This window comes from Polaromonas sp. P1_F4 (assembly GCF_056405675.1).
Map to the genome: position 1 here is coordinate 32,616 of NZ_JBFUBP010000007.1, position 26,394 is coordinate 59,009.

At 63.9% G+C, this 26,394-nt stretch carries 26 protein-coding genes; 15 read left to right on the forward strand and 11 right to left on the reverse strand.

The genetic code is table 11. The annotated features are described in order from the left end of the window. Positions 1 to 52 precede the first annotated feature (52 nt). Positions 53 to 1,051, forward strand: coding sequence for a thiamine-phosphate kinase (gene thiL, locus AC1DYQ_RS14985; protein WP_477687429.1), 999 nt, complete (start codon positions 53 to 55; stop codon positions 1,049 to 1,051). 28 nt (positions 1,052 to 1,079) lie between these two features. Here the strand turns inward: thiL and AC1DYQ_RS14990 are convergent, their stop codons facing one another. Together AC1DYQ_RS14990 and AC1DYQ_RS14995 are read right to left on the reverse strand one after the other, a co-directional pair. Continuing rightward, a complete protein-coding gene (locus AC1DYQ_RS14990; protein ID WP_477687430.1) occupies positions 1,080 to 2,477 on the reverse strand; it encodes an esterase-like activity of phytase family protein in 1,398 nt (465 codons plus the stop codon). A gap of 78 nt (positions 2,478 to 2,555) precedes the next feature. Continuing rightward, the gene (locus AC1DYQ_RS14995; RefSeq protein ID WP_477687431.1) at positions 2,556 to 2,747 is read right to left on the reverse strand and encodes a hypothetical protein; all 192 of its coding nucleotides are present in this window, start codon (positions 2,745 to 2,747) and stop codon (positions 2,556 to 2,558) included. 147 nt (positions 2,748 to 2,894) lie between these two features. Here AC1DYQ_RS14995 and AC1DYQ_RS15000 point away from each other — a divergent pair, with 147 nt between their 5' ends. From AC1DYQ_RS15000 to gshB, 9 genes are all read left to right on the forward strand, one after another. Then, positions 2,895 to 3,809 carry a LysR family transcriptional regulator gene (locus tag AC1DYQ_RS15000; protein ID WP_477687432.1) on the forward strand — a complete coding sequence of 305 codons (915 nt, stop codon included), beginning with the start codon at positions 2,895 to 2,897 and terminating at the stop codon, positions 3,807 to 3,809. Then, positions 3,806 to 4,351 carry a phosphatidylglycerophosphatase A family protein gene (locus AC1DYQ_RS15005; RefSeq protein ID WP_477687433.1) on the forward strand — a complete coding sequence of 182 codons (546 nt, stop codon included), beginning with the start codon at positions 3,806 to 3,808 and terminating at the stop codon, positions 4,349 to 4,351. The genes AC1DYQ_RS15000 and AC1DYQ_RS15005 overlap by 4 nt, the downstream gene beginning before the upstream one ends. Positions 4,352 to 4,434: 83 nt before the next feature. Beyond that, entirely contained in the window at positions 4,435 to 4,863 is a 429-nt protein-coding gene (locus AC1DYQ_RS15010) for a CinA family protein (RefSeq protein ID WP_477687589.1), read from the forward strand. Between the two features lie 85 nt (positions 4,864 to 4,948). Beyond that, on the forward strand, positions 4,949 to 5,437 hold the full coding sequence (locus AC1DYQ_RS15015; RefSeq protein WP_477687434.1) for a nuclear transport factor 2 family protein: 489 nt from the start codon (positions 4,949 to 4,951) through the stop codon (positions 5,435 to 5,437). Positions 5,438 to 5,471: 34 nt separating this feature from the next. Continuing rightward, positions 5,472 to 6,404 carry an alpha/beta fold hydrolase gene (locus tag AC1DYQ_RS15020; RefSeq protein WP_477687435.1) on the forward strand — a complete coding sequence of 311 codons (933 nt, stop codon included), beginning with the start codon at positions 5,472 to 5,474 and terminating at the stop codon, positions 6,402 to 6,404. A 14-nt stretch (positions 6,405 to 6,418) separates the two neighbouring features. Further along, a complete protein-coding gene (locus AC1DYQ_RS15025) occupies positions 6,419 to 6,892 on the forward strand; it encodes an OsmC family protein (protein ID WP_477687436.1) in 474 nt (157 codons plus the stop codon). Next, positions 6,889 to 7,506 (forward strand): DUF2238 domain-containing protein, encoded by a 618-nt coding sequence (locus AC1DYQ_RS15030; protein WP_477687437.1) that lies wholly within the window; start codon positions 6,889 to 6,891, stop codon positions 7,504 to 7,506. Before AC1DYQ_RS15025 ends, AC1DYQ_RS15030 begins: the two co-directional genes overlap by 4 nt. Before the next feature lie 136 nt (positions 7,507 to 7,642). After that, entirely contained in the window at positions 7,643 to 8,890 is a 1,248-nt protein-coding gene (locus AC1DYQ_RS15035; RefSeq protein WP_477687438.1) for a benzoate/H(+) symporter BenE family transporter, read from the forward strand. Continuing rightward, a complete protein-coding gene (gene gshB, locus AC1DYQ_RS15040) occupies positions 8,887 to 9,852 on the forward strand; it encodes a glutathione synthase (protein WP_477687439.1) in 966 nt (321 codons plus the stop codon). The genes AC1DYQ_RS15035 and gshB overlap by 4 nt, the downstream gene beginning before the upstream one ends. 30 nt (positions 9,853 to 9,882) lie before the next feature. Here gshB and AC1DYQ_RS15045 read toward each other — a convergent pair whose 3' ends face one another. The 3 genes from AC1DYQ_RS15045 to AC1DYQ_RS15055 are packed head-to-tail and all read right to left on the reverse strand — an operon-like array spanning position 9,883 to position 12,375. Beyond that, positions 9,883 to 10,677: a class II glutamine amidotransferase gene (locus AC1DYQ_RS15045; protein WP_457282318.1), complete on the reverse strand. Its 795-nt coding sequence runs from the start codon at positions 10,675 to 10,677 to the stop codon at positions 9,883 to 9,885. A 1-nt stretch (position 10,678) separates the two neighbouring features. Next, on the reverse strand, positions 10,679 to 12,166 hold the full coding sequence (locus AC1DYQ_RS15050) for an MFS transporter (protein ID WP_457282319.1): 1,488 nt from the start codon (positions 12,164 to 12,166) through the stop codon (positions 10,679 to 10,681). Between the two features lie 17 nt (positions 12,167 to 12,183). Continuing rightward, positions 12,184 to 12,375: a 4-oxalocrotonate tautomerase gene (locus AC1DYQ_RS15055; protein WP_411881369.1), complete on the reverse strand. Its 192-nt coding sequence runs from the start codon at positions 12,373 to 12,375 to the stop codon at positions 12,184 to 12,186. Positions 12,376 to 12,652: 277 nt separating this feature from the next. Between AC1DYQ_RS15055 and AC1DYQ_RS15060 the strand changes: the two genes are divergently transcribed. Further along, positions 12,653 to 14,038, forward strand: a complete 1,386-nt coding sequence (locus AC1DYQ_RS15060) for a zinc-binding metallopeptidase family protein (protein WP_477687440.1) — start codon at positions 12,653 to 12,655, stop codon at positions 14,036 to 14,038. A gap of 126 nt (positions 14,039 to 14,164) precedes the next feature. After that, a complete protein-coding gene (locus AC1DYQ_RS15065) occupies positions 14,165 to 14,500 on the forward strand; it encodes a hypothetical protein (RefSeq protein ID WP_457282321.1) in 336 nt (111 codons plus the stop codon). 21 nt (positions 14,501 to 14,521) lie between these two features. Here AC1DYQ_RS15065 and AC1DYQ_RS15070 read toward each other — a convergent pair whose 3' ends face one another. The 6 genes from AC1DYQ_RS15070 to AC1DYQ_RS15095 form a co-directional block, all read right to left on the reverse strand. Then, positions 14,522 to 14,800 carry a hypothetical protein gene (locus AC1DYQ_RS15070; protein WP_477687441.1) on the reverse strand — a complete coding sequence of 93 codons (279 nt, stop codon included), beginning with the start codon at positions 14,798 to 14,800 and terminating at the stop codon, positions 14,522 to 14,524. A gap of 27 nt (positions 14,801 to 14,827) precedes the next feature. After that, positions 14,828 to 15,265 (reverse strand): OsmC family protein, encoded by a 438-nt coding sequence (locus tag AC1DYQ_RS15075; protein WP_477687442.1) that lies wholly within the window; start codon positions 15,263 to 15,265, stop codon positions 14,828 to 14,830. Between the two features lie 172 nt (positions 15,266 to 15,437). Continuing rightward, a complete protein-coding gene (locus tag AC1DYQ_RS15080) occupies positions 15,438 to 16,256 on the reverse strand; it encodes a fused MFS/spermidine synthase (protein WP_477687443.1) in 819 nt (272 codons plus the stop codon). Positions 16,257 to 16,331: 75 nt separating this feature from the next. Continuing rightward, positions 16,332 to 18,875: a DUF1631 family protein gene (locus tag AC1DYQ_RS15085; RefSeq protein WP_477687444.1), complete on the reverse strand. Its 2,544-nt coding sequence runs from the start codon at positions 18,873 to 18,875 to the stop codon at positions 16,332 to 16,334. 486 nt (positions 18,876 to 19,361) lie between these two features. Further along, a complete protein-coding gene (locus AC1DYQ_RS15090) occupies positions 19,362 to 21,590 on the reverse strand; it encodes a malate synthase G (protein ID WP_477687445.1) in 2,229 nt (742 codons plus the stop codon). A gap of 76 nt (positions 21,591 to 21,666) precedes the next feature. Then, positions 21,667 to 22,374: a haloacid dehalogenase type II gene (locus AC1DYQ_RS15095; RefSeq protein ID WP_477687446.1), complete on the reverse strand. Its 708-nt coding sequence runs from the start codon at positions 22,372 to 22,374 to the stop codon at positions 21,667 to 21,669. Between the two features lie 256 nt (positions 22,375 to 22,630). Here AC1DYQ_RS15095 and atzF point away from each other — a divergent pair, with 256 nt between their 5' ends. The 3 genes from atzF (at position 22,631) to AC1DYQ_RS15110 (ending at position 26,251) form a co-directional block, all read left to right on the forward strand. Further along, entirely contained in the window at positions 22,631 to 24,325 is a 1,695-nt protein-coding gene (gene atzF, locus AC1DYQ_RS15100; protein ID WP_477687590.1) for an allophanate hydrolase, read from the forward strand. A gap of 64 nt (positions 24,326 to 24,389) precedes the next feature. Continuing rightward, a complete protein-coding gene (locus AC1DYQ_RS15105; RefSeq protein ID WP_477687447.1) occupies positions 24,390 to 25,409 on the forward strand; it encodes an ABC transporter substrate-binding protein in 1,020 nt (339 codons plus the stop codon). Between the two features lie 5 nt (positions 25,410 to 25,414). Beyond that, positions 25,415 to 26,251 carry an ABC transporter permease gene (locus AC1DYQ_RS15110; RefSeq protein ID WP_477687448.1) on the forward strand — a complete coding sequence of 279 codons (837 nt, stop codon included), beginning with the start codon at positions 25,415 to 25,417 and terminating at the stop codon, positions 26,249 to 26,251. The last annotated feature ends 143 nt before the right edge of the window (positions 26,252 to 26,394 follow it).

The following is a 26,394-nucleotide window of genomic DNA, read 5'->3' on the forward strand; positions in this document are numbered from 1 at the left end:
TCCGGATGCCCTCGGCTCCTGGAACCTGTTCACGGGCCTGTATGCTCGCTGTATGGGTGAATTTGACCTGATCGCACGCTATTTCACGCGCCCCGCCAGCCGGGCCGTCCTGGGTGTCGGTGACGACTGCGCATTGCTGCAGCCCGCGCCCGGCACACAGCTGGCCATCTCCAGCGACATGCTGGTCGAGGGGCGGCATTTCTTTGCGGAGGTGGATCCTTTTACGCTGGGCCACAAGGCCTTGGCCGTCAATCTCAGCGACCTGGCCGCCAGCGGCGCCCAGCCCCTGGCATTCACACTGGCCCTGGCCTTGCCCCGTATCGACGAGGCCTGGCTGGCCGCGTTTTCGCAGGGCTTGCTGGCGCTGGCCGACGCGCACGGCTGTGAACTGGTGGGCGGCGACACCACCCAGGGTCCGCTCAACATCTGCATCACGGTGTTTGGCGAAGTGCCTGTGGTCGGCGGCAAGAGCCAGGCGTTGCTGCGCTCCGGCGCAAAGCCCGGCGACGACATCTATGTCAGCGGCACGCTGGGTGACGCCCGGCTCGCACTGGAGGCGCTGCGCGGCGCCCTGGCCCTGCCTCCAGGCGTCCTTGCACAGACCCGGCAGAGGCTCGAACAACCCACGCCGCGCGTCGCCCTCGGCCTGGCCCTGCGGAGTATTGCTTCTGCCGCCATCGACGTGAGCGACGGCCTGCTGGGTGACCTGCAACACATCCTCAAGGCATCCGGCGCCGGCGCCGGCGCTACCATCGACACCTCGCTTACTATTAATTTGATAGCTGCCCGCGCCCGTCCTGATTGGACCGAAGGCACAATTCCCCATGAAAAGCAGCTGGAATGCGTACTGGCCGGCGGGGATGACTATGAGCTCGCCTTCACCGCGCCGCCCTCCGCGCGTGAGGCCGTACGGGCAGCTTCACGGCTTGCCGCAACGCCCGTCACCCGCATCGGGAAAATCGACTCCCAGCCGGGCCTTCGCCTGATCGACGCACAGGGAAAAGCTGTTTCGCAGCAGTTTTCCTCGTTTGATCACTTTGCCCGGAAGTAAGAAGCGTCGGAAGAAAGCGTCTGCGCCTTTACTTCGCGTCCACCAGGGTGCGAATGTCCAGCAAGGTCAGCTCATTGGCATCCGGCTTGCCGATTTCACGGCCTGACGAATACGGGAAATTGTTGTCGTTGACCAGCACGATGTGCGTGGCGTCAACAATCGCCAGCCCTTCAGGGCCCAGGTGCGGCAATGAAAACACCGCTTCATTGGGCTCCAGCCTGGCCAGCCGCTGCGGATTGGCGATGCGGGTCAGGTCGACATAGGCCACCTTGCGCACAAAGCCGTCCGCATCGCTTGCCGCCAGGTCGATCTTGTAGACACGCTTGAAACGCGCGGGCCGGGTGAAGCAGTCGGTGCGCGCTTCGCCTGGGCACGCCGGCGACTGGCCTTCGGTGCTGTCGTCGCGTTCAATCACCAGACCGGTCGTGGCGTCCAGCAACTGGAAGTCGGCGGCGACGTTGCCCACTTCTTCCAGCAGGTACTTCCACTGCTTGCCGGTGAAACTGCGCGAGGCTGCATCCACCTCATTGATGCGTACATAGGTTTTGTCGCCTGCCTTTTCCACGCTTTTGGCGGCGGTATCGAACAGCGGGCCTTCAAACATCGGGTACAGCTTGCTGCCGTCGGGCGATCGGGCCATGGCTTCAAACCCGTTGGAACGGCGCACCTCAAACAGGGCCTCGCCCGGCAGGTTGGGCAAACGGCCCTGCATGTAGTGATCGGGCGATGCCAGCAGCTTGCCGTTGATGACCGTCTCGGTCACGCCCAGCACGCGGCCCTGAAAGTCCGTGCGCAAGAGGTAGGGACCATACTCGTCGCCGATCCACCATTCGTTGCCCACCACCTGGATGGACTCGGGATCGAAATCGATGCCGGTGAGATAACGGCGCTGGCTGTTTTCGTTCTGGATGTGAAAAGGCACACGCTTGTCGGGATCGCTCAGGAAGACGGTGCTGCGCCGCCGGACCTGGCCTTTGGCCCAGTCCACCGACAACCGGTGCACCATCAGCAGCGCGTCCTGCGAATTGACCTTGTTGCCAAAACCGTTGTCGGTCAGCGCCAGGAAGTCACCTTTGCCCAGGGACACAATACCCGAAAACCCCTGCACCGACTGCCCCTTCATGGGCAGGGTGCCGCCGGAAGCACGCGGGTATTTGGGGTCGCCCACAAAAGTGTTGGCGCTTTCGCTGCCCAGCCGCTCATTGCGCTGACGTTTTGCATTGGCAAATTTCCCCGCCGTGGCGAAAAAAGGACCTGCATCGCGAGGCGCTGCCACGGCCGTGGTGGCACTCAGGGCTGCATGGCCGGCAAGAACCGCCTCCACCGCCGGGGCCGCCTGTGTCTGCGCGCGCCCGGCACCTGAAGCCAGGCACAACGCGCAAGCCGCCGCCAGGGTCAATCCATTCATCTTTGTCAAAACCGACATGCTCATCCTCCGTATTGAAGCGGTGGACTTTGACGCCTTTCTGTGAAGCGGCTGTGACAGGCGGGTGCACCCGCGTGTTCAGGTCTCCGTCTGTTTGCGCAGCCGGGCATGGCGCGCCAGACTCTGTACAAACCGGGTTGCGGCCCGCAGGGCGGCCGGGCCGGCCCCGTTGCCGAAATTCTCCACGGCCTCGCGGCGCAATTGCCTGGCACGCTGCCCGGCCAGACCGATCAGGCGATTGTGCTCGTCAAGCGAAAGGGTGCGGTTCATGATGTTTTCCTTTTCTGCCCCCGGGGTTCGCGGGGGATGAAAGCACTGTAGGAAAAGCACGGCCCGCCGGAAACGGCATGGTCCGCAAATGGGTCTTGCGCTGGCTGCAAAGCCGCTCGCAGGCCCTGTACTGGTTACCATTGGCCCATGCGCAACCTTGGCTTCGACGACATGCTCCTCTTTGCCCGCGTGGCCGAGCTGGGCACCCTCTCGGCTGTTGCCCGCGAACGCGACGTGCCGGTCAGCCAGGTTTCGCGCAGCCTGAGCCGCATCGAAAAGACCTGCGGTACACGCCTTATCCATCGCTCCACGCACGGCTTGGCGCCCACCGCCGAGGGCGAAACCTTTCTGCAGTACTGCCGCCGCATCGTGGGAACGCTCGACGAACTGGAAGGCGAATTTGCCAGCCAGTCGCGGCAAGCCACCGGCTGGGTGCGTGTGGCGGCCAGCACGGTGGTCGCCCAGTACCTGCTGGCGCCCAGTTTTGACAGCCTGCACCGGCGCCATCCGCAGCTGTGCGTGGACCTCCAGGTGGAAGACCGCCTGGTGGACATGGCGCGGGACGGCATCGACATCGCGATTCGCACAGGCACCCCGGTAACCGACACAGTCGTTGCGCGGCAAATCGGTGCGCTGGGCCGGCGGCTGTATGCTGCGCCGGGCTACCTTCAGGCCTACGGAACACCCCGGCACCCCGACGAACTGCACAGCCACCGGCTGATCACCAACAGCGGCGTGCCCATGCTCAATCACTGGCCTTTCGTGATTGACGGGAAACCCAGCGTGATCGTGCCCAAGGCATCCTGGCGCTCCGACAATACCGGCATGACCGCCACGCTGACGCTGCAGGGCCTGGGCATTTCACGCTGCGCCACGCTGGTCGCCGAACCGCTGGTGCGCCAGGGTTTGCTTGTTCCCGTGCTTGCGGACTTTGTCGACGACCAGCCCAGCCCGATTTACGCCGTGACACTTACCAACCGCCACCGCCTGCCCAAAATCAAGGCCTGTATCGACCATTGGGCCGAATGGCTGGAGAAAACCAGCGCGGCCCCAGCCTCATGACCAGCATGTCCGAACTCACTCCCCCATCAGAAACCCTCAGCCCACCGCGGTTCCGGCCCAATGTCCGGTTCCTGCTGTCGCATCCTGCGCATTTCATCGCCCTCGGTTTCGGCTCGGGCCTGAGCCCGGTGGCGCCCGGCACGGCCGGCACACTCTGGGCCTGGCTGGCTTTTCTGGTGCTGCAGCAGTGGCTGTCGCCGGCCGACATGGGTTGGCTGATTGCCGCCTCTACCCTGATTGGCTGGTGGGCCTGCACCGTCACCGCGAAGGCCATGAACGTGCTCGATCCCGGCAACATCGTCTGGGACGAAGTGGTGGCCTTCTGGCTGGTGTTGTGGCTGGTCATGCCGGCGGGCTTCGAAGCGCAGCTCGCCGCATTTTTGCTGTTCCGCTTTTTTGACGCCGTGAAGCCCGGCCCGGTGGCGTGGGCGGACCAGGTCTTCAAGGGCTTTGGCTGGCGCGGCGGCTTCGGCATTTTGTTTGACGATTTTGTGGCGGCGTTCTGCGCCCTGCTGGTGATCGCCTTCTGGAGATTCTGGTGAGCAATGAATTGCTATCAAAAGAGGAGCTGCTTGCGCCCGTTCCTATTGGCTTGGCGGCCGATTTATTGCTTAAAAAAGGCTGGATGCTCGCCACGGCCGAAAGCTGCACAGGCGGCATGATTTCGGCGGCGTGCACCGACCTGGCGGGCTCCAGCGCCTGGTTTGAGCGTGGCTTTGTCACCTATTCCAACGAAGCGAAAAACGAACTGTTGGGTGTAGATGCTGCGCTGATTGCCGGACACGGGGCCGTCAGCGAAGAAGTGGCCCGTGCGATGGCCTCCGGCGCCTTGGCCCGCTCGCGCGCGCAGGTGTCCGTGGCCGTCACCGGAGTGGCCGGTCCGACAGGCGGCAGTGCCGCCAAGCCTGTCGGCACGGTATGGTTTGGTTTTGCGCTGCCCGGCCGGCTGGTGTCTGAAGTCCGGCGCTTTGACGGCGACCGGGCCGCGGTGCGCAGCGCCACGGTGCAGCATGCGCTGCAGCGGCTGCTGCAATTGCTGCGCGAAGCCGGCTGACGCGTGAGCGACGCCGGCACAAACCGAAGCGCTATAGAGTCGCGGAGCCGCCAGGCCACCCGAAAACAACCACCCAGGAGACAGCATGCACCCCAACCAGGCCACACTCGAGAAGTTTTACAGCGCTTTTACACGGCTGGATTCCGACACCATGGCGACCTGCTACGCCCCGGACGCCGCTTTCGACGACGAGGCGTTTTCACTGCGGGGGCACCGCGAGGTCACCGGCATGTGGCACATGCTGTGCGACGCCACAAAAGCCAAGGGCCTGGATGTCTGGAAGCTCACCTACAGCGGCCTAGAAGCGGGTGCGAGCACGGGAAAGTCGCACTGGGATGCCTACTACCGCTTCAGCGCCACCGGTCGCATGGTGCACAACAGCATTGACGGCGCGTTTGAATTCAATGAACAGGGCCTGATCACGCGGCACCGCGACCACTTTGATTTCTGGACCTGGTCGCGGCAGGCGCTGGGTGCGCCCGGCCTGCTGCTAGGCTGGACGCCTTTCCTGCGCAACAAGGTGCGCGTGCAGGCGGCAGCAAATCTGCAAAAATACCTGGTGACGCGACACTAGGCCCGCGCAAGAGTTGATTTGAACGGGGGTTTTCATGTCCTGGTTTGACGGTTTTGAATCACGCAGCTTTGAGGTCAACGGTGCGTCCATCAACGCGCGGTTTTCCAGGGTCGTGCCGGGCGATCCGCTGCGCCCGGCCCTGATGCTGTTGCATGGTTTCCCGCAGTCGCATGTGATGTGGCACCGCGTGGCGCAACGCCTGGCAAAACACTATTTCCTGGTCATGCCCGATTTGCGGGGTTACGGAGACTCTTCCAAAACCGCGGGCCTGCCCGACCACAGCAACTACAGCAAACGCAACATGGCGCACGACATGGTCGGCGTGATGGATGCCCTGGGTGTGGACCGCTTTTACCTCTGCGGCCACGACCGTGGCGGACGCGTGGCACACCGGCTGGCGCTGGACTATGCGGCACGCGTGCAAAAACTCTGCATCATCGACATCGCTCCCACACTGGACATGTACGAAGGCCGCAGCATGACGCAGCCCTACATGGCGTTTGCGCGCGCCTATTACCACTGGTTCCATATGTTGCAGCCGGCGCCGCTGCCCGAAATCATGATGGGCGCCAACCATCCTGAAACCGCCAGGGCTTACCTGCACGCCAAGCTCGGCGGCTGGGGCAGCGCGGGTCTCAATTACATCGAGCCTCAGGCCCTGGCCGAATACGAACGCTGCTTTTGCAACGCCGAAGCGCTGCATGCGGCCTGCGAAGACTACCGGGCCAGCGCCGGGATTGACCTGGACCATGACCGCGAAAGCCGCGCGCAACACTTGAAGGTGGTCTGCGATTTGCTGCTCCTGTGGGGCGAACGCGGTGTCGTGCACCGGATGTTCGATCCGCTGGCGCTGTGGGAGGCGCAATGCAGCGGCGAGGTCTCGGGCCATGCCATGCCGGCGGGCCACTTCATCCCCGAGGAGCAGCCCGTGGCGACGGCCACCGCGCTGCACAACTTCTTTCGCTGACTTCGGGGGCGGCCATGTCGACTTACACGGCAGAGGTTTTATGGGAAATCAATGGCGGTGATTTCCCGGGAAACCGCTACAGCCGAAGGCACCTGATCCGCTTCGACGGCGGCCTCGAAGTGCCGGGCTCTTCTTCACCGCATGTGGTGCCCCTGCCGATGTCGGACGCGTCAGCCATGGACCCGGAAGAAGCATTCGTCGCCTCGCTGTCGAGCTGCCACATGCTGTGGTTTTTGTCGATCGCAGCCAAACGCAAGTTTTCCGTGACACGCTACTTTGATGCGGCCAGTGGCGTGATGGAAAAGAACGCGGAAGGAAAAGTCGCCATGACCACCGTCACCTTGCGGCCCGAGGTGGCGTTTGCCGGTGAACGAATGCCGACACGCGCCGAGATCGACAAGCTTCACCACGAGGCCCACGACGCCTGCTTCATCGCGAACTCGGTGAAAACCGATGTGCGCTGCGAGCCTGTGTATGGCGACGCATGACTGACCGCAGGCCGCTGCTTATCGCTCTCGGCCTGCTGGTACTGGCCGCGCTGGTGTGGTCGGGCATGGCGCCGTATGACCGGGGCACCTGGATGCTCGAGGTGGCGCCCGCCGTCATCGCCGCGCCGGTGCTGCTGGCCACCGGCCGGCGCTACCCGCTGACGACCTTGCTGTACGTGCTGATTGCGCTGCACATGCTGGTGCTGATCATGGGTGGTGCCTACACCTATGCCAGGGTGCCTCTGGGTTTCTGGCTTCAGGACATGTTTCACCTGGGCCGTAACCCTTACGACAAGGTCGGCCACTTCATGCAGGGGCTGGTGCCTGCGATGGTGGCACGCGAGGTATTGCTGCAGCGCGGCTACCTGGGCAGCCGCCGCATGGCGGGGTTTCTGTCGGTGTGCGTGGCCATGGCCATCAGCGCGGTGTATGAACTGGTGGAGTGGTGGGCGGCCCTGGCGCTGGGTCAGGGCGCGGATGAATTTCTGGGAACCCAGGGGGATCCCTGGGACACGCAGTCGGACATGTTCATGGCCTTGATCGGAGCTGCGGTGGCGATCACGCTGCTGGGCCGGTGGCATGACCGGCAAATGCGCAAGCTTTCGGGTTTGTAGATATTTGGGCCGCAGGGCAATTGGGCTGGGCGCAAGCAGCTATTGAATTCATAGCAATCAGATGGCGTCCATCCGGAAGGCGGTTCTTCCTCTTGCGACCTCAGGCCCTGCGTGCCAATCCTGCCAGAATCCCCCCATGCAATTTTTCAAAGACCTCAACCTCGCCGCCTTCACCGCGGGCTTCGTGGCAGTCCTGGTCGGCTTCACCAGCTCGGTTGCCATCGTCTTTCAGGCAGCCCTTGCCTTCAACGCCACGCCTGCCGAGATTGCCTCGTGGATGTGGGCGCTCGGCATCGGCATGGGTTTGTGCTCTCTTGTGCCGTCGTTGTGGTTGAAGAAGCCGGTGATGGTGGCCTGGTCCACACCGGGTGCCGCCGTGCTGGCTACTGCAGGGCTGGCTGGCGGTTTCTCGATGGGAGAGGCGGTTGCGGCATTTATGGTCAGCGCGGCGCTCATCACCTTGTTCGGCATCACCGGCTGGTTTGAGAAAGTCATGAACCGTATTCCTGTGGCCATCGCCTCCGCGTTGCTGGCGGGTGTGCTTGCGCGCTTCGGCATCCAGGCCTTTGCGGCAGCGCAAACGGCTTTGCCTTTGGTGCTGCTGATGCTGGCGATCTACTTATTGGGCAAGCGGTTGATGCCGCGCTATGCGGTGGTGCTGACGCTGGTAGGCGCCATTGTGTTTGCCGCCGCGCGCGGGCAACTGGCGTGGTCCGAAGTCGCTTTTTCGTTGGCGATGCCGGTGTTCGTGATGCCGAAGTTCACGCTGGCCGCCATTGTCAGCCTGGCCATTCCGCTGTTTGTGGTGACCATGGCTTCGCAGAACCTGCCGGGCGTGGCGGCCATTCATGCCGCCGGTTATGGGCCGGACAGCCCGGATGGCGGCATTCCGGTGTCAAAAATCATCACGCTGAGCGGCCTGGCCACGCTGGTGCTGGCGCCTTTTGGCGCGTTTGCCCTCAACCTGAGCGCCATCACGGCGGCCATCTGCATGGGCCGGGAAGCGCATGAGGACCCCGCCAGGCGCTACACCGCGACCGTTTGCTGCGGCGCCATTTACATCGTGATCGGCATATTCGGCGCAGCGATCACCGGCCTGCTGACAGCTTTTCCGAAGGAGCTGGTCGTGGCCATTGCCGGGCTGGCGCTGCTGGGTACCATCGGCAACGGCCTGGCCGCGGCGGTGAAGGAGGAATCGCACCGGGAAGCGGCGCTTATCACTTTTCTCGTCACCTTGTCGGGCGTCGTAATAGCCGGTGTGGGCTCGGCCTTTTGGGGTGTCGTCGCGGGCGCGATTGCGCTCTTTGTACAACAATACGGCCAACAGCGCCGTGAAGCCCGCTCCGGGGCGGCGCCAAACCCTGGGACCCGTTCCACACCATGAATCTTCTTTTTGTTGCTGATCCGCTCGAGTCATTCAAGATTTACAAGGACACCACCTTTGCCATGATGCGGGAGGCGCAGCGGCGCGGACACCGCATCAGCGCCTGCGAGCCGGCCGACATGAGCTGGGAGACCGGTACAAAAGTCACAGCCCAGGTGCGCCACATCACGCTGACAGGCGACGCAGATGTGTGGTTCACGGCCGATGCCGCCCGGCCCGACGGCCGCGAAGCCATTGCGGGTTTTGATGCGGCGGTCATGCGCAAGGACCCGCCTTTTGACAGTGAATACTTTTACAGCACGCACCTGCTGGAGCAGGCCGAGCGCGAAGGCGCCAGGGTCTTCAACAAGCCTGCAGCCTTGCGCGACCATCCTGAAAAGCTCGCCATTCTCGAATTCGCGCAATTCAGCGGCCCGACGCTGGTCACGCGCAGTGCAGCCGACATCAAGCGCTTTCATGCCGAGCACAAGGACATCATCCTCAAACCGCTGGACGGCATGGGCGGCATGGGCATCTTCCGCGTGAAGGAAGACGGCCTGAATCTGGGCAGCATCACCGAAACACTGAACAGGAACGGCGCCGAAAGCGTGATGGTGCAGAAATTTTTGCCCGAGATCGTCAAGGGCGACAAGCGCGTGCTGGTCATCGGAGGCAAACCGGTTCCTTTCAGCCTGGCGCGCATTCCCCAAGGCAGCGAAGTGCGCGGCAATCTGGCGGCCGGCGGCGTGGGTGTGGCGCAGCCGCTCTCAAAGCGGGATTTTGAAATTGCCGAAGCACTGGGGCCGGTGCTGGCCGCGCGCGGCCTGCTGCTGGCCGGTGTCGACGTGATCGGCGACTATGTGACCGAGATCAACGTCACCAGCCCGACCTGTTTCCAGGAAATCCACGACCAGGCAGGCTTTGACGTGACGGCCATGTTCATTGATGCACTGGAACAGGCTGTCACGACAGCCGGCGCCTGACAGCCCGATCACACAGGCGGGCTACGCCTGTCAGGCGGCGATGAGTGCGCCGCCTTCAAACACCTTGAGTTCCCCGGGCGCAAATGAGGTCCAGGTTTCGTTGGTGGTGAGCGGCGCCGTGACCACCACAGCGACGCGGTCGGTCGGCCTGGTGTGCTCGGCAAAGTTCACGCTCACGTCCTCGTCGCTCAGCGTGGCATGCGCAAAGGGGTGCTTGCGCTCCACGTAATAGAGATTGGTGGACGCGTGCGCCCACAAGGCCTGGCCGTTGCTGAGCAAAAAGTTGAAAGTGCCGTGGGTGGCGATGTGCGCGGCAAGTTCCCGCAGCGTGATGCTCAGTTCCTGCACGCTGGGAACGCCCGCGTGCGACTTGGCCATCTCCTGCATGATCCAGCAAAAAGCGCGTTCGCTATCGGTGGTGCCGACGGGCCGGAAGCTGCCGTGCAGGCGGGGTGAAAAATCTTTCAGGTCGCCGTTGTGGGCGAACACCCAGTAGCGGCCCCACAGCTCGCGCACAAAGGGGTGGCAGTTCTCCAGCGCGACACGGCCCTGCGTGGCCTTGCGGATATGTGAGATGACGTTGCGGCTTTTGATCGGATAGCGGCTGATCAGCTCGGCCACCGGTGAACTGCAGGCCGGCTGGTGGTCGACAAAGTGGCGCAGGCCGCGGTCGCTGCCACCGGCCACGCTGTCGTCACCTTCAAAAAAAGCGATGCCCCAACCGTCGGCATGGTGGTCGGTGTGGCCGCCCCGCTGCGCGAAGCCCCTGAAACTGAAGGTCACATCCGTTGGGGCATTACAGTTCATGCCGAGAAGTTGGCACATGTCAGTCCGCTTCCTGCTTGTTATTCGGTAAGTTATCAGGTTGGGCGGGGGGCGGCACGCGAAGCTGCCATGCGGCCACCACGGCCAGTACGCACAGGGCGGCCAGCATCAGGAAGGCTTCATTGAAAGCAGCCAGCCGCGCCGGGCTGCTGGTGGCGTTGGCCAGCGAATCGCCATGGGCCGCAAGCCGCCACTCCAGCACGATGCCGCACAGGCTCACGCCGATCGCGCCGCCCAGCATGCGCAGGAAGTTGATGGCGCTTGCGCCCTGCGATAACAGATGCTCATGCAGTGGCCGGAGTGACCCGAGGTTGAGCGAAGGCAGGATAAAACCCAGCCCGATACGCCCCAGCGTGGCCCACGCCACCAGCATCCAGAGCCCCGAAGCCAGGTTCACCGTGAGCATCAATGCAAACGAGGCTGCCAGCAAAGCCAGCCCCGTGCTGACCAGCAGCCAGGTCGGGTGTTTGTCCGCCAGCCGGCCCACGCCCGCAATCGTGGCCGCCAACACCAGGCCCGCGGGCAGCAGGATGGTGCCGACGTGCGAGGCCGAGAGATTCAAGCCCAGCTGCAGGTACACCGGCAGCAGGTAGGTGGAGCCAAACAGCGCGGTGCCGTAGATGAAAGCCACGATGCTGCCCATGGCAAAAGGCCGGTAGCCAAAGAGCGCCAGGTTCATCAGCGGTGCACCGCCCGAAGCCGCCAGGCGACGTTGCCACCAGATGAATGCTGCCAGCGCCACCAGCGCGGCGCCCAGCAATACAAAGGCATGCGCGCGCCCGGCGCCGTGCAGCTCAACCATGCCGTTGAGCAGGCACAGCGTGCCCACCGCGCCCAGCAACAGGCCGCGCCAGTCGATCATCGCGCCATTGCGGTTGGGCTCCACGCCGCCGGGCGCTGTGTCGGGCACGTAGCGGTAAGCCATCCACAGAGATACCAGGCAAAGCGGCACCACCATGAAAAAAATCGAGCGCCAGCCAAACAGGTCGACCAGGACCCCGCCCACGCTGGGGCCCAGCGCCGGCGCCAGCACCACGCCCATGCCGAAGAGGCCGCTGGCGCGCCCCTGCTCGTGTGGCCCGAAGGCCCGCATGATGATGATCGCGGGAATCGGTTGCACCACACCCGCCGCCAGGCCCTCGGCCACGCGCGAACCCAGCACCAGCCCAAAGCTGTTGGCCAGACCGCCCACAATGCCGCCGGCCATCAGCAGCACCATGGTGCCCACATAGGTGCGGCGATAACCGTAGCGCGAAAGCAGCCAGGGCGTGGTCAGCATGGAGACCGTCATGGCCACCATAAAGCCCGAACTCACCCACTGCGCGCGCTCCTGCCCCAGCGTGAAGTAGTGGCTCATGTCGGGAATCGCCACGTTCACGATGGTCGACGACATAATGGAGGCCATCGTGCCGATCATGACCGACAGCAGCAGCAACCACCGGTAACGCGGACCGTGGCGCGCCTGCAGGCCGGCAAGGGATGCGGGCATGGCCCGGGTGTCCGTCGTCAGTCTCTCGGCTCGGACCAGAGTTTGCCGCCGGTCGCCCAGTTTTCGCGCTTGATGTCGGTGATCAGGATGTCCACCGAGTCAGGCTGGCCGCCGAGAATTTCGACGCTGACGCGGGTAATGGCCTCGACGAGCTTTTTCTTCTGCTCGATGGTCCGGCCTTCCATCATTTCGACGTGGTAAGTGGGCATAGTGTCCTCTGGGGTGTGGTGGTTGATGCGGGTTGAACACAGGGTTTTACGGGTGTCCGGTTACCTGGCCCGCAAACATGTCTGATACCCGATGATAAAAGCAAGAGCCCGGCCTTGTTTTGTCGGCCTCCACTGACAGCATGACAGGTGTTGGCGCCGGGCCCCGGAGGCTTCGCCGGGGCTATCCTGTACCCTCGGGTTCTCCTGCCGGGTGTTCTCCTGCCAGGTGCTTTGCGCTTTCGGCCTTGCGGGCCCACCATTCATTCGGGCAAGCCACTTGTTTTTCACCACGCCATCCAGATCCACCGACCAACCCCTGCCTTTGCTGGCCGGGCGCAACTACCGTTGCCATTGCGGGCAGCCCGTCTTTTTTCGCAACAGCAAATGCCTGGCCTGCGGCACGCCGCTGGGTTATGACTGTGAGCGCGGCCTGCTGCTGCCGTTGATGCCTGGGCCGCAAGAGGGCACCTGGCAGGAATGGCAGGCCGCCGGCGCACCGGCCGGCGCGCCGCCCGACGACATCCAGCCGCCTTTGCTCGAGGAAATTCCTGGCCAGGAATCTGCGCCTGCCGCACCCGTTGAGGAAGCCGAGGCGACGCAGGCACCGCCCGCCCAGCCTGCCGAAAGCGGCGAACCGCTTTACAGGCGATGCCTCAATCTCTCGACCCCCGCGTCGTGCAACTGGCTGGTGCCGGTGGCAGACACCGCCGACATGTGCCGGGCCTGCCGCCTCAACCGCACCATTCCGGACCTGACGGACCCAGCCCTGCCCGACAACGGTTACCTGTGGGGGCTGGTCGAGCTGGCCAAGCGCCGGCTGGTGTCCGCACTGATCCTGCTCGGGCTGCCGGTGGCGTCCCGCATGAGCGAAGACACCGAGCGCGGCCTGATGTTCGACTTCCTGCGTTCACCGGTGAACGGCCCGCACATCATGACGGGCCACAACACCGGCCTCATCACGCTCAACGTGGACGAGGCCGACGACGCCAAGCGCGAGGCGGTCCGCAAGGCCATGCGCGAACCCTATCGCACGCTGCTTGGGCATTTCCGCCATGAGGTGGGCCACTACTACTGGGACCGCCTGCTCGCCGGCACTGCCTGGATGGACGGCTTTCACGCACTCTTCGGTGACGAAACCCTGGACTACAAGACCAGCCTGCAGCGCAACTACGACGAAGGCCCGCCCGCGGACTGGCCGCTGCATTACGTGAGCGCCTACGCCAGTACTCACCCCTGGGAGGACTGGGCCGAGTGTTGGGCGCATTACCTGCACATGCGCGATGCGATCGACACCGCTTTAAGTTTCGGCCTGAGCGTCGATCACTTCGACCTGGAGTTCACGCCGTTCACGATCGATGCCTTGTACCAGCCGCAACACCCTGATGCCGAGCAGTTCCTCACCTTCCTGAACCACTGGACGCGCCTGACCACCATGCTCAACGAGATGTCGCGCAGCATGGGTCAGCCCGATTTCTATCCCTTCATCCTGCCGACTGAGGCGGTCGCCAAGCTGCACTTCATTCATCTGGTGGTGTCGTCACGCAGCTGGCTGCAGGAGCAGGCCCCGGGTGGGACGCAGACGCAGATTCAGGGTCCATCAGAGGACGAGGAAGAAAAGGAAGAAATGAAGGAATCGCAGCAACAGCAGCAAGGTAGTGAGTAATTTTCAGGTGAAAAGAAGCTGCAACCCAATAAGAACGGGCGCAAGCAGCTATTTTTTTGATAGCACCCAAATGAACTGCGATGCGTTAAAGTCGGCACAACGCCCACCCTTCACGCCCGCCCATTCATGCCCACCCGACCCAGAGGCCACCACTACAGCGTCTATGTGATCGAGCTTGGGCCCGAAGTGTGGAACGTGGCACGCTTTCGCCGCGCCAATCCGGACTACCAGCTGGGCAAGCCTTTTGTGTATGTGGGCATGACCGGGCTGGACCCGGATGTGCGTTTTGACAAACACAAGGCCGGCATTCAGTCCAACCGTTTCGCCCGTGATTTCGGCGTGCGGCTTTTACCCAAGCTGTATGAGATGTACAACCCCATGCCCTACGACGCCGCGCGCGACATGGAAGTCGAACTGGGTATTGCCCTGCGCGAAGCGGGTTACGGTGTGTGGCAAGCCTGAGCGGGGCCGCACCAGGGCCGATTATTCAAGTGCACTCACGGCCACGCCGTGCTGCTTCGAAAACGCCTGGAGTGTTGCGGCGACCTGGGGATCCTGCAGGGTGGTCGTCAATTCAATGATCTTGTTGCCGTCGCCCTTGTGGCTGTCGCTCACCGTCACGGTGGCCGAAGGGTCGTCTGCGGCAAACAGCTTCTGCAGCGAAGGGCCCAGCGACCCCATCAGGCCGTCGCGTTCGTCCTGCGCGGCGCCGGACTGCGCGGCATACTGAACTTCAAAAGAGAAATTTGTCTTTGAGGTCATGTTGGTGCTTTCTGTGCGCCGTGAAAACTACTGACGCAATGTTGCCGAGAGCGTGATTTCGGGAACGCTGGCCAAAGCCTTGGACAGCGGGCAGCCTTTCTTCGCGGCTTCGGCAAGTTCCTGAAATTTCGCTTCATCGATGCCCGGAATCACTGCTTCCAGGGTCAATGCGATTCGGTCGATCAGAAAGCCATCCCCCTGCGGCACCAGACGGACCCTGGCGCGGGTGTCCACCGAGCTGGTGCCGAACCCGGCCTTGTCGCAGGCAAAAGAAAACGCCATGGTGAAACAGGCTGCATGCGCGGCGCCCAGCAACTCTTCAGGATTGGTGCCGCTGCGGTCGTCCTCAAAGCGGCTGCCAAAGCCGTAGGGATACGCCTTGAGCGCGGCGGTGTCGGTGCTGATCTGGCCCTGGCCCTTTTTGCCTCGGCCTTCCCAGTGAACGGATGCGGTTTTTTCGGTCATGGGGTTCTCCAGGTTTGTGCGCGTGCAGGGTATATCCGTGCAGGACAGTGAAATGAAATGTTGAACGTTCCAGCGTGCCTGTTTTTTTGGGGGCTGGCCGTCGGACAGCACCGCACGTCGGGGTAAGGCCTTCCCGCCGTGGCCGGATCCGGTGTGAGACGGGATGCACCGGTCAGGCGTCGTCTGCGCCCGGGTCTTTCATGTGCCAGGTGATCCGCCCAAACTCGGCCCTGAGCTGGGCCCGGCCCTCGTCGTCCGCCAGTGCGGAAAGAGCTTGCGCAACCGAGAGCCTGCGCGCAGAAACGGGCTTCCCGCGGTAGGCAAACACGATGCTGTTGGTTTTTTCCTGGGCAAGAATTTCTGCGGAATTGCCATCGAAACTGCGCGCAATGCGGCCCGCCAACAGCGGATAGTCCGGGTCATCGTAGTGCAGGTTCACCGCCAGTACGCCGCCCGGCGACAGTGCGGCAAAACAGTCGTCATAAAAGCGCTGCGAACAGAGAGCCGGCGGTTGCCCCTGGTGGTCAAACCCGTCGATCAGCAGCACGTCGAACCGGGAGGTACCGGCCTGCAGAAAATCGGCCCCGTCTGCGGCGATGACGCGGAACCGCGCATCATCGTCGGGCACGCGGAATTCGCGCCGCAGCGCCACCACCTGCGGGTTGATCTCCAGCACGGTCATCTGGCTGGACGGCAGCTGCCGGTGGCAGAACTTGGCCAGGGAGCCGCCTCCGAGGCCGATCATTCCGATGTGCAGGGGCGCGGGCCGAAAGAGCAGGAAACCCATCATCGTCAGCGTGTAGTCCACTTCCAGGCGCCAGGGGCTGTGCATCAGCATGCGGCTTTGCAGTTCACCCATCGTGAAATGAAGCGACCGGGTGTTTCCGTCGTCATGCACAAACGGCTGGGCATGCGCTGGGGGCGGCAGTTCAGCCGGGCCCGCGGGCACAGGATCGGCAGGAAGTTTCGTGAGGTCGGGCCAGGAGGTCATGGGATTTAAGCTGTGCGGGATGGCTCCACCATCAGGCCGGCGGCGGCAGGTTTGCCGCCCCGTTCGGGACCCGCCTCAGACCGGCTGGGATTCCGGCTGCGTCGTGGTGGCGACTTCCGAAGCGACCGCGTCCAGGGCCTGCGCCACCACACCCTGGCTGTCGACCGGCCGGAGCAGGCGTTCGCGGATCAGCCGTTCGCAGCTGCGCTTGGTCATCGAGTGGGGCTGGCCGCCGTGGCTCACGAACATGAACAGCGTGCCCTTGGTGCTGGCCCAGATCAGCTGGGCTCGCAGCCAGCGGCGCCTGGAGTACATATCCACCCAGTGGCCGGAACGCAGGCTGAGCAACAGGCGCTCAGCTTCGCTTTGGGCCATCGCGGGTACCGCATTTGCTGAGGCTGCCGCCGCGGCAAGGTATTCCGGATGGCTGGAGTCGGGCTCATTTGCCGCTTGCATGGGTTCTATCGGCGGCGGCTCGTCTTCCTCGATCGGAGCAAGTTCTCCGGGCACGGTCGGCAGGGTGTCTTCAAACCCTGCGGCGTCCAGGTCGTCGCGCGCAAGCCAGGGGTGTGCGGCGGCCTTGGCAAGGCGCTGTTCAGGCGTGGCCGAATCTTCTTCGGGCTCCAGCGGTACGGCGCCCGATTCTTCGGCGTCACGCCGGCTCTTCAGGCGGCGCAGCTTGAGCACGGGCCGGTGCAGCATCATCAGGCCTTCGAAGAAGGGCTCGCTTTCGCGCGGGTCCTGCCCCAGCAGCTCCAGCCCCTCATGCAGCTTGCCCAAAAGGCTGGGAATCATCTCGATCAGTTTGGCCGGGCGTTTCAGGGTGACTTCCCGCTTGACGCTCCAGAGCAGGTCAGGCACCACCGAACCGAAGCCCATCGGATCAACCTGGTGGCGTGTATCGGAGAGTCTGGCGTGCGCCATGGCCAGCGCCCAGGGGCCGAACAGGAAGTCCAGCACCAGGCCCGGCACCTTGTCCAGGTCCGAGCGCGTGCTCAGCTCAAAGGCGATCTGGTCCGCCTGCGTCTGGCGCTCTTCGGCGAAACGCAGGGCCTGCAACACGTTGTTGCGGTTTTCCGCTTCGAACTGGTCCTGCTCGTCCCAGCCGTATTCGAGCTCGGCCAGTGCCATCGCGAAAGGCTGGGCATCTTCAATCGTCAGGCTGTTCAGCCCGTTGAAAGCGCGCGTAACCGGCTCAAAAAACGCCAGGAACTCGGGGCTGAATTCGTCGTTGTACTTGAAGCTGCGCTGCGCCACGCGCTCCATGACGCGGCGCCCGGCGTGGCCTTCGTCGCTGAAAAAGCGCGGGTCCACCATGGCCAGACGCAGCAGCGCAGGCTCCAGCGCCACGATGGCCTCCCGCACCGGCACCAGCAGGCGCGGGTCTTGCGCGACCTGTTTGACCAGCTTGCGCACCACTTCCAGGCCCAGCACCTGGCCGACCTGCTTGGCCTCTTTCTTCAGCTGGGTCCGGACGATGGCGCGCTCGCGGGGTCGGGCGTACGAGCCCCAAACCTGCGGGCTGAGCTGGCTGCGCTCATCGACCATCCGCTGCGGACGGTCTACCGCCGGCAGGTTTTGGTATTCATGTGAGGGCGTGGCTTGCGACTCACCCAGCGGCGCGCCGGAAGAGTCGGGCGCTTCCTGCAGGGCGACCAGCTCTTCCTCGACCGTTTCGTAATACGACGGCGCCAGCCCGTGATGGGCGTTGCTGCCGCCATGGAACAGGAAATCCTGGAACAGCTCGTCGCGGATCTCATAGTTGGAGAGGTCGGCATATTGCGGGGGCGGCTGGTGGTGGCCGGATTCCACGGAGCTCCCACCGTTTCCGCCCTCACCGCCGCCTGCGCCGCCGGTACCGGTGCCCGACCCGGAGCCTGCACCGCCCGCGCCCCTGCCACGGCCGGGGGCTGCGCTTGCAGGGGTCTGCAATACGCGGTAGCTGGCGCCCTGCACGTTGGCAAGTTCCAGCTGGTTAACCAGGCGTTCGTAGACCTGCCCGAGTTCGCGCCCCAGAGGCTCGGCAAGATACCTGAGCCACAGCGAAACGACGGCCGGGCCCGCATTGCTTGCGGTGATCATTTCGCGCAGGGTCTGTGCAAACACTTCAGGGCGCAGCGGATTGAGCTCCGGGCGCACATTGGGCAGCCCCTGCACGGTGCTGATCAGCTTGTTGAGTTCGGCGAGGACGTGGTCGACCGCCGGCAGCACCAGCTGGAGCAGCCGTGACGATTCAATGGCCTGGGACACGTCCTCGTCATCAACGAGGGCGAAGCTGGCATAAGACAGGGCGGCAAAGGTGCTGGATGCGGCGGCAGCTGACGCAGCGAGCTGGTCTGGCGATGCTGCCGGCGTGCGCACCGCCTGCACCGCAACAGCCACATTCGCCTTGAAATGCACCAGCAGGTCTGCGGGGTATTGCACGACCCAGACGGGCTTGTTTTGTTGAAGTCCCCGCCAGGCCGCCGCGAGTTCGTCGCGCTCGGCCACCTTCATGCTCTGGGTCTCGGCAATCTGCAGTCCCGCCACGGCGTCATCAATGCACCGTTCCAGCGCAGGCCGGGCTGCTTTGGCAGCCGCCTGAAGACAGGATTGAAGGACGTCAGGTTGCGAAGCCATCGAGGAGTTCGGGAAAATTGGTATTAATCACATTTGCCGGCCAGCTTGCAACCAATCTGTGGCCGGAGAGAGGGGAGACGCTAGCGTAAGGGCCAACCGCGATTTCATTGAAGTACTTGCAAAGTGTTTCACTTGGTTTCCAACGCATACATATGAATTACAGGGTTTTTGTCACGGAACGGTCCGTAACCGGCCTTTAAATCCCGCGAATGGCGATGAGCGGCCTGTTTTGCAAGATCGGCGGCCCTTTGTAAAGGTCAGTTTGGCGCAACACATCGGCAAGCTCACGGCGTGATCAACGCCCGACCACCAGCCATCCGCCACGAGGCACACCGGCGCCAGCGGGCCGGACCCAGATTTCAGGGATATTTGGCCTGCAGGCCAATAACAGCGGGCGCAAGCAGCTATCAATTCAGTAGCAACCCGACCCTGCCAGGCGCAGGCTACAGCAGGCGCAAGCCGCACGCCTGCCGCGGACTTAATGGCTTACAAGCCGGCTTTTACCTTCAGCCGCCAGGCGTGCAACAGCGGCTCGGTGTAGCCGCTGGGTTGCTCCAGACCCTTGAAGACCAGGTCGCACGCCGCCTTGTAGGCCGCCGACGTCTCGAAGTTGCCCGCCATCTTTTTGTAGAGGGGGTCGCCGGCGTTCTGGCCGTCGACCACGGCGGCCATGCGCTCGAAGGTTTCCTTGACCTGCGCTTTCGTGACCACGCCATGCAACAGCCAGTTGGCGATGTGCTGACTGGAAATACGCAGCGTGGCGCGGTCTTCCATCAGGCCGACGTTGTGGATGTCGGGCACCTTGGAGCAACCCACACCCTGGTCGATCCAGCGCACCACGTAGCCGAGGATGCCCTGGGCGTTGTTGTCCAGCTCCTGCTGCTTCTCGGCGGGCGTCCATTGGGCGTCGGGCGAGACCGGCACCAGCAGCAGCTCGGGCAGCAGGCGGGCGATTTCGGACTTCAGGTCGACCTTCTTCTCGATGTCTTTCTGCACCGCCGCCACGTTGACCTGGTGATAGTGCAGCGCATGCAGCGTGGCAGCCGTGGGCGAGGGGACCCAGGCGGTGTTGGCGCCGGCCTGCGGGTGCGAGATTTTGGCCTTGAGCATGTCGGCCATCAGGTCGGGCATGGCCCACATGCCCTTGCCGATCTGGGCGCGGCCGCGCAGGCCGCAAGCCAGGCCGACCAGCACGTTGCTGCGTTCGTAGGCGCTGAGCCATGGGCTGATTTTCATGTTGCCCTTGCGGATCATCGGGCCGGCCTGCATGGCCGTGTGCATTTCGTCGCCGGTGCGGTCCAGGAAACCGGTGTTGATGAAGGCCACGCGGCTGGAAGCTGCGGCGATGCAGGCCTTGAGGTTGACGCTGGTGCGGCGCTCTTCGTCCATGATGCCGAGCTTGACCGTGCTGCCCGGCAGGCCGAGCATCTTTTCGACGCGGCTGAAGAGTTCGGCGGCGAACGCCACTTCAGCGGGACCGTGCATCTTGGGTTTGACGATGTAGACCGAGCCCTTGCGCGAGTTCCTGATGCCGGCCTTGCCCTTGCGCTTGAGGTCGTGGATGGCGATCGTGGTCGTGACCACGGCGTCCAGGATGCCTTCCGGAATTTCCTTCGTGCTGCCATCCGCGGCGGTGTACAGCACGGCCGGGTTGGTCATCAGGTGGCCCACATTGCGCACGAACATCAGCGAGCGGCCGTGCAGTACCACTGCTTTGCCCTTGGGTCCTTTCGGCGAGGTGTATTCACGGTCCGGGTTCAGGCCGCGGGTGAAGGTCTTGCCGTCCTTGGTGACGCTTTCGGTCAGCGTGCCCTGCAGGATGCCCAGCCAGTTGCGATAGGCCAGCACCTTGTCGTCGGCGTCCACCACGGCCACCGAGTCTTCCAGGTCCATGATGGTCGACAGCGCAGCCTCTATCACCAGGTCGCTCACGCCGGCCGGATCCGTCTTGCCGATGGGCGTGCCGCGGTCAATGCGGATGTCGATGTGCAGGCCGTTGTGCTGCAGCAGCACCGACGACGGCGCAGAGGCCTTGCCCTGGTAGCCGATGAACTGGCTCGCATCTTCCAGTGCTGTGGTCTTGCCGCCTTTCAGCGTGACGACAAGCTTGCCGCCCTTGATCGCATAAGCGGTCGAGTCGATGTGCGAGCCCTTTTTCAGCGGCGCGGTGCGGTCCAGCACATGGCGTGCATATTCGATCACCCTGGCGCCGCGCACGGGGTTGTAGCCTTTGCCTTTGGTGGCGCCGTCTTCCTCGGAAAGGGCGTCGGTGCCATAGAGCGCGTCATACAGGCTGCCCCAGCGCGCATTGGCGGCATTGAGCGCATAGCGCGCGTTCAGGATGGGCACCACAAGTTGCGGGCCGGCCTGTTTGGCGAGTTCGGCGTCCACGTTGGCGGTGGTGATGGTGACCTTCTTCGGCGAAGGCACGAGGTAGCCGGTTTTTTCGAGGAAGGCGCGGTAAGCCTTCATGTCCGCGATGGGGCCGGGGTGGGCCTTATGCCAGGCATCCATCTCGGACTGCAGGCGGTCGCGCTCTGCCAGCAGGGAGAGGTTCCTGGGCGCCAGATCGGCCACGATGGCGTCAAAGCCCTTCCAGAAAGCGCCGCTGGGCACACCCGTGCCAGGCAGCACCTCGTCTTCGATGAAACGGTAAAGCCCGGTGGCGACCTGCAGACGGTGGCTGGAGGTGCGTGCGTTGGTTGTTGTGTTCATGGTGCGGTCCCTTTTCTCAAAAGCATCAGAAGAATCAAAAAAACTAAAAACAAAAAAATAGAACGTGCCTGCGAAATCAGTGCAGCGGCAGCGAGAGCACTTCACGCAGGCTGCTGCCGGTGTACAGGGGCTGCGTGCCCAGCTCTTCAAACGGCAGCTGGTAACGATTAACCCACAGCGTCTGGTAGCCATACCAGGTGGCCGCCAGCGCGTCCCAGCTGTTGCAGCTCACGAAGGCGATCTGTTTGGCCTCCAGCCCGGTGGCTTTCAGCCCGAGCGCATAGGCTTCGGGCGCGGTCTTGTATTTGCGGATGCTGTCCACGCTGATGATGTGGTCCAGCAGGCCTTCCAGCCCGGCCGACTTGACGGCCACATCCAGCATGGAGGGGTCGCCGTTGGACAGGATGCCGGTGGTGATGCCACGCGCCTTCAGCGCCTGCAGCACCTCGCGGTTTTCCGGAAACGCCGACAGGTGGCGGTACTGGTTCATGAGCTGCTCCTCACGGGCGGCATTCAAATCCAGCCCCAGACGCTTGCACGCATAACGCAGGCCAGCGCGCGTGAGGTCCCAGAACGGCCGGTAATGCGCCCCACCGCTGCTGAGGGACACCAGACGCGTGTACTCAATCTGCTTGTCGCGCCACAGCACGCCCAGCGCTTCGCCTTTGCCCGGAAAGAACTGCTCCGCCAGCAGGCCCACGCTGTACACGTCAAACAGCGTGCCGTAGGCGTCAAACAGCACGGCACGAAGCTTGGGCTGTGGGTTGGAGCGGGACTTTTCCATAAGCCTCTACTGTATTTGATACATCAAGCGCGATTAATTACCCAAGAATCGCTTTATCCATGACATTCATACCCCTAATCGGGTGACAAGCAGACATTAAAGTGCTTTCCGGCCACCGTCAGTGGTCGGGGGGACGGTTCTACGGATTGGCATAGCTCTTGCATCTCATCTTGTACACAAGTATGGATGCCTTCAATTGGTGCACACCTCTTCACTGCCGATCTCTCCCGAATCGTCCGCCTCGCCCGGGCAGGTGATGGCACCTGCAGGCGCGGATGCCGGCTGGGCTCCCGAGGCCTGGATTACCAGGACATCGTCTTTCCCGACCGGCAGCGGCGGCGCGCTGGCCGGGCTCTCATTTGCGGCCAAAGACAATATTGATGTAGCGGGCCTGCCGACCACCGCCGCCTGCCCCGCTTTCGCCTACACGCCGACGGCGCACGCCGCCGTGGTGCAAAAGCTGCTCGATGCGGGTGCGCAACTGCTGGGCAAGACCAACCTGGACCAGTTCGCCTGCGGCCTCAACGGCACGCGCTCCCCCTATGGCGCCGTCCCTAACGCGATCAACCCGGCCTATATATCAGGCGGGTCCAGTTCCGGCTCCGCCTATGTGGTGGCGACCGGGCAGGCGGACTTCGCGCTGGGCACCGACACGGCGGGCTCTGGGCGCGTGCCCGCAGGCCTGAACAACATCGTGGGCATGAAACCTTCCAAAGGCCTGATCAGCGCGCGCGGCGTGGTGCCGGCTGCGCAGAGCGTGGACTGCGTGTCCATCTTCGCGCGCACCGTGGCCACCGCTGCTCGCGTGCTCGAAGCGGCCATGGGTTACGACCCGCTGGATCCCTACTCGCGCGTGCTGGCGATGGCCGACACCGCCTTGCCCGCAGGCTTTCGTTTCGGTGTGCCTTCAACACTGGGCTTCTGCGGCGACGCGCTGGCCGAGCAGGCTTTCGGCGAAGCTGTCACCCGCATGCAGGCCCTGGGCGGCGTGCCGGTGCCCATCAATTTCGCGCCGCTGGCCGAGGCGGCCGCGCTGCTCTATGAAAGCGCGCTGGTGGCTGAACGCTACACCGCCGTACGCGATTTTTTCGACGCCCATGAAGACGCAGTGATCGAACCGGTCCGCAGCATCATCGGCGCAGGCCGCCAATACAGCGCCGCCGACCTGTACGCGGCCCAAACGAAGCTGCGCGCACTGGGCCAGCAGGCGGCCGCGATGTGGCATGACATCGATGTGCTGTTGCTGCCGACCGCGCCCACGCACTACACGCTGCAGGCCATGCAGCGCGACCCCGTCACGCTGAACCGCCACCTGGGCACCTACACCAACTTCGTCAACCTGCTGGACTACGCGGCCCTTTCCGTGCCCAGCAGCCTGCGTCCCGACGGCCTGCCTTTCGGCATCACGCTGGTGGGGCTGGCGGGCAGCGACTGGCAGCTGGCCGAACTCGGACAGCGCTACCACCACGCCAGCGGTTTGCCGCAGGGCGCGTTGAACGAAGCGCTGCCCGCGCCCGCAGCGTTGCCAGGCATCCAGCCGGCAGCCACAGTCAGGCTGGCCGTGGTGGGCGCACATCTTTCCGGCATGCCGCTGAACAGCCAGCTGACCTCGCGCGGCGCCACGCTGGTGGGCCCGGCACGCACCGCGCCAGACTACCGCTTTTACGCCCTACCGGGCACGGTGCCGCCCAAGCCGGGGCTACTGCGCGTGGCGGCCAATGAAGGTGCAGGCATCGCGCTGGAAATCTGGGAGATGCCGGTGCAGCACTACGGCTCTTTCGTTGCGCTGATCCCCGCGCCCCTGGGCATAGGCACGCTGGCGCTGGAGGGCGGCGGCAGCGTCCAGGGTTTTGTTTGCGAGGCGCACGCGCTGCAAGGCGCCGAGGACATCACGCATCTGGGTGGCTGGCGCGCCTACCTCGAATCACTGAAGTCCAGCGCACCGGCCTGAAGCTTTCATCACCCTTTACCAACCCGTTCATCCACCGTTTACCCATCACCAGCAGGAGCATTTCATGAAGCCCGTTCCCACACCGTCATCCGCCCCCCACGGCCCGGCACGCCGCTCGCTGCTCAAGGCCACGGCCGCCGGCGCCACACTGGGCTTGCTGGGCATGCCGGCCTTCCTGCATGCGCAGGGCGGTCCCAAGATACGCATCGGCTACTGGCCCATCGCCGCCGGCCTGCCGTTCTACTCGGCCATCGAACTGGGCTATTTCAAGGAGGCCGGCCTGGACGTGGAGCCGCTGAAGTTCGCCGGTGCGCAGCAGGTGATGGAGGCGGTGCTCTCGGGCCGCGCCGACGGCACCGCCAACGGCACCGGCTCGGCCAACATCGCCATCGGCGAGATCGCCCAGCCCGGCACCTTCAAGATTTTCTGCTCCAACCCCAGCAACGTGAAGAACGTGCTCGACGAGGTCATCGTGCCGGCGGCCAGCCCGGCCAAGGTCATGGCCGACCTCAAGGGCAAGCGCATCGGCTCCGGCCCCGGCATCCAGAACGTGACGCTGGCCAAGACCGTGCTGGAACGCGGCGGCGCCACCGGCGCGACCGTGGTCGAGTTACCCATCGGCCAGCATGTGGCCGCACTCGCCGCCGGCCAGATCGACGGCGCCTACACGCTGGAGCCCACCGGCACCATAGGCCGTATGAACGGCACCACCCGCGTGCTGGAAGCCGGCGTGATTGCGCGCTATGTGCTGGGCGACCCGATGGCGCCGTGGTTCGGCGGCTCGGCTTCGCTCTCGTCGGACTTCATCAAGAAGAACCCGGATGCTGCGAAGAAGTTCGTCGCCGCTTACGGCAAGGGCGTGGCGTACGTGCGCAGCAAGTCGGTCGAGGCGCGCCAGTACCTCAAGGGCTACACCGCCATCGAAGGCCCGCTCACCGGCGAGGTGCCTCTGGCTGCCTACACCATGTACAACGAGTTCACCCCGGCCGACGTGGCGCATTTCCAGAAGTTCTTTGACCTGTTCTCCGAAAAAGGCATCTTCAGCTCGCGCCTCATCGTGGACTCCATGCTCTACAAGGGTTGAACACCATGAGTACCACCTCTCCCGTGACGGCAACGCCCGCCAAACCCTGGACGCCTCCGGCCGCACCGGCGGCCGTCGTGCAGCGCAAGCCGGCGCTGGACAAGGCCCTGCCCTTCATCGGCCCGGTGGCGCTCTTCATCATCTGGGACCTGGCCGTGCGCCTGGGCTTCATCAAGGCCATCCTGCTGCCGCCACCCATCGATGCGCTGGGCGCGCTGCTCAGCGGCCTGGCCGGCGGACCGCTGCTCAAGGACTTTGCGGTCACCGTATGGCGCACGGTGCAGGCCTTCATGATCGCCGCCGCGGTCGGCATGCCGCTGGGCGTGTTGCTGGGCAGCAATGAAAAAGCCTACCGCAGCGTGGAATTCCTGATCGACTTCTTTCGCTCCACACCGTCTTCGGCGCTGATCCCGCTGTTCCTGATGATTTTCGGCGTGTCGGACATCAACAAGGTCGCGATTGCCGCCTTCGGCGCGCTGCTGATCGTGGTGTTCAACAGCGCTTACGGCGTGATCAACGCGCGCAAGCAGCGTGTCATGGCGGCCAGGGTCATGGGCGCCTCGCGCTGGCAAGTGTTCAAGGACGTGTTGATCTGGGAAAGCCTGCAGCCGAGCTTTGTCGGCCTGCGTTCAGCGGTGTCCATGGCACTCGTCATCGTGATCGTCGCCGAGATGTTCATCGGCGCCGACACCGGCCTGGGCAACCGCATCATCAACTCGCAGCAGGTCATGAACGTGAAGGACATGTACGCGTCCATCCTGGCTGCCGGCGCCCTGGGTTATGCGCTGAATATTTTGTTTCTCATCGCCGAGCGCCGCATCGTGCATTGGAGCGGAAGATGATGTCGCCCCCACGTTCGCTCACTGCGTGTAGCTCTCTGCCCCCCGAGGGGGCCGCTGCGCCTGCGGCCCGGCAAAGCCGGTTCCGCGGCTCCTGCTTGAAGGGAGCGCCTGCTCGCTGCTTTATCAACGGTGAACCCCACTGG

Excerpts from the sequence above, each read along its gene's own strand:
- thiL (WP_477687429.1), top strand. The coding sequence starts at position 53 with ATGGGTGAATTTGACCTGATCGCACGCTATTTCACGCGCCCCGCCAGC.
- AC1DYQ_RS14990 (WP_477687430.1), bottom strand. The coding sequence starts at position 2,477 with ATGTCGGTTTTGACAAAGATGAATGGATTGACCCTGGCGGCGGCTTGC.
- AC1DYQ_RS14995 (WP_477687431.1), bottom strand. The coding sequence starts at position 2,747 with ATGAACCGCACCCTTTCGCTTGACGAGCACAATCGCCTGATCGGTCTG.
- AC1DYQ_RS15000 (WP_477687432.1), top strand. The coding sequence starts at position 2,895 with ATGCGCAACCTTGGCTTCGACGACATGCTCCTCTTTGCCCGCGTGGCC.
- AC1DYQ_RS15005 (WP_477687433.1), top strand. The coding sequence starts at position 3,806 with ATGACCAGCATGTCCGAACTCACTCCCCCATCAGAAACCCTCAGCCCA.
- AC1DYQ_RS15010 (WP_477687589.1), top strand. The coding sequence starts at position 4,435 with ATGCTCGCCACGGCCGAAAGCTGCACAGGCGGCATGATTTCGGCGGCG.
- AC1DYQ_RS15015 (WP_477687434.1), top strand. The coding sequence starts at position 4,949 with ATGCACCCCAACCAGGCCACACTCGAGAAGTTTTACAGCGCTTTTACA.
- AC1DYQ_RS15020 (WP_477687435.1), top strand. The coding sequence starts at position 5,472 with ATGTCCTGGTTTGACGGTTTTGAATCACGCAGCTTTGAGGTCAACGGT.
- AC1DYQ_RS15025 (WP_477687436.1), top strand. The coding sequence starts at position 6,419 with ATGTCGACTTACACGGCAGAGGTTTTATGGGAAATCAATGGCGGTGAT.
- AC1DYQ_RS15030 (WP_477687437.1), top strand. The coding sequence starts at position 6,889 with ATGACTGACCGCAGGCCGCTGCTTATCGCTCTCGGCCTGCTGGTACTG.
- AC1DYQ_RS15035 (WP_477687438.1), top strand. The coding sequence starts at position 7,643 with ATGCAATTTTTCAAAGACCTCAACCTCGCCGCCTTCACCGCGGGCTTC.
- gshB (WP_477687439.1), top strand. The coding sequence starts at position 8,887 with ATGAATCTTCTTTTTGTTGCTGATCCGCTCGAGTCATTCAAGATTTAC.
- AC1DYQ_RS15045 (WP_457282318.1), bottom strand. The coding sequence starts at position 10,677 with ATGTGCCAACTTCTCGGCATGAACTGTAATGCCCCAACGGATGTGACC.
- AC1DYQ_RS15050 (WP_457282319.1), bottom strand. The coding sequence starts at position 12,166 with ATGCCCGCATCCCTTGCCGGCCTGCAGGCGCGCCACGGTCCGCGTTAC.
- AC1DYQ_RS15055 (WP_411881369.1), bottom strand. The coding sequence starts at position 12,375 with ATGCCCACTTACCACGTCGAAATGATGGAAGGCCGGACCATCGAGCAG.
- AC1DYQ_RS15065 (WP_457282321.1), top strand. The coding sequence starts at position 14,165 with ATGCCCACCCGACCCAGAGGCCACCACTACAGCGTCTATGTGATCGAG.
- AC1DYQ_RS15070 (WP_477687441.1), bottom strand. The coding sequence starts at position 14,800 with ATGACCTCAAAGACAAATTTCTCTTTTGAAGTTCAGTATGCCGCGCAG.
- AC1DYQ_RS15075 (WP_477687442.1), bottom strand. The coding sequence starts at position 15,265 with ATGACCGAAAAAACCGCATCCGTTCACTGGGAAGGCCGAGGCAAAAAG.
- AC1DYQ_RS15080 (WP_477687443.1), bottom strand. The coding sequence starts at position 16,256 with ATGACCTCCTGGCCCGACCTCACGAAACTTCCTGCCGATCCTGTGCCC.
- AC1DYQ_RS15085 (WP_477687444.1), bottom strand. The coding sequence starts at position 18,875 with ATGGCTTCGCAACCTGACGTCCTTCAATCCTGTCTTCAGGCGGCTGCC.
- AC1DYQ_RS15090 (WP_477687445.1), bottom strand. The coding sequence starts at position 21,590 with ATGAACACAACAACCAACGCACGCACCTCCAGCCACCGTCTGCAGGTC.
- AC1DYQ_RS15095 (WP_477687446.1), bottom strand. The coding sequence starts at position 22,374 with ATGGAAAAGTCCCGCTCCAACCCACAGCCCAAGCTTCGTGCCGTGCTG.
- atzF (WP_477687590.1), top strand. The coding sequence starts at position 22,631 with ATGGCACCTGCAGGCGCGGATGCCGGCTGGGCTCCCGAGGCCTGGATT.
- AC1DYQ_RS15105 (WP_477687447.1), top strand. The coding sequence starts at position 24,390 with ATGAAGCCCGTTCCCACACCGTCATCCGCCCCCCACGGCCCGGCACGC.
- AC1DYQ_RS15110 (WP_477687448.1), top strand. The coding sequence starts at position 25,415 with ATGAGTACCACCTCTCCCGTGACGGCAACGCCCGCCAAACCCTGGACG.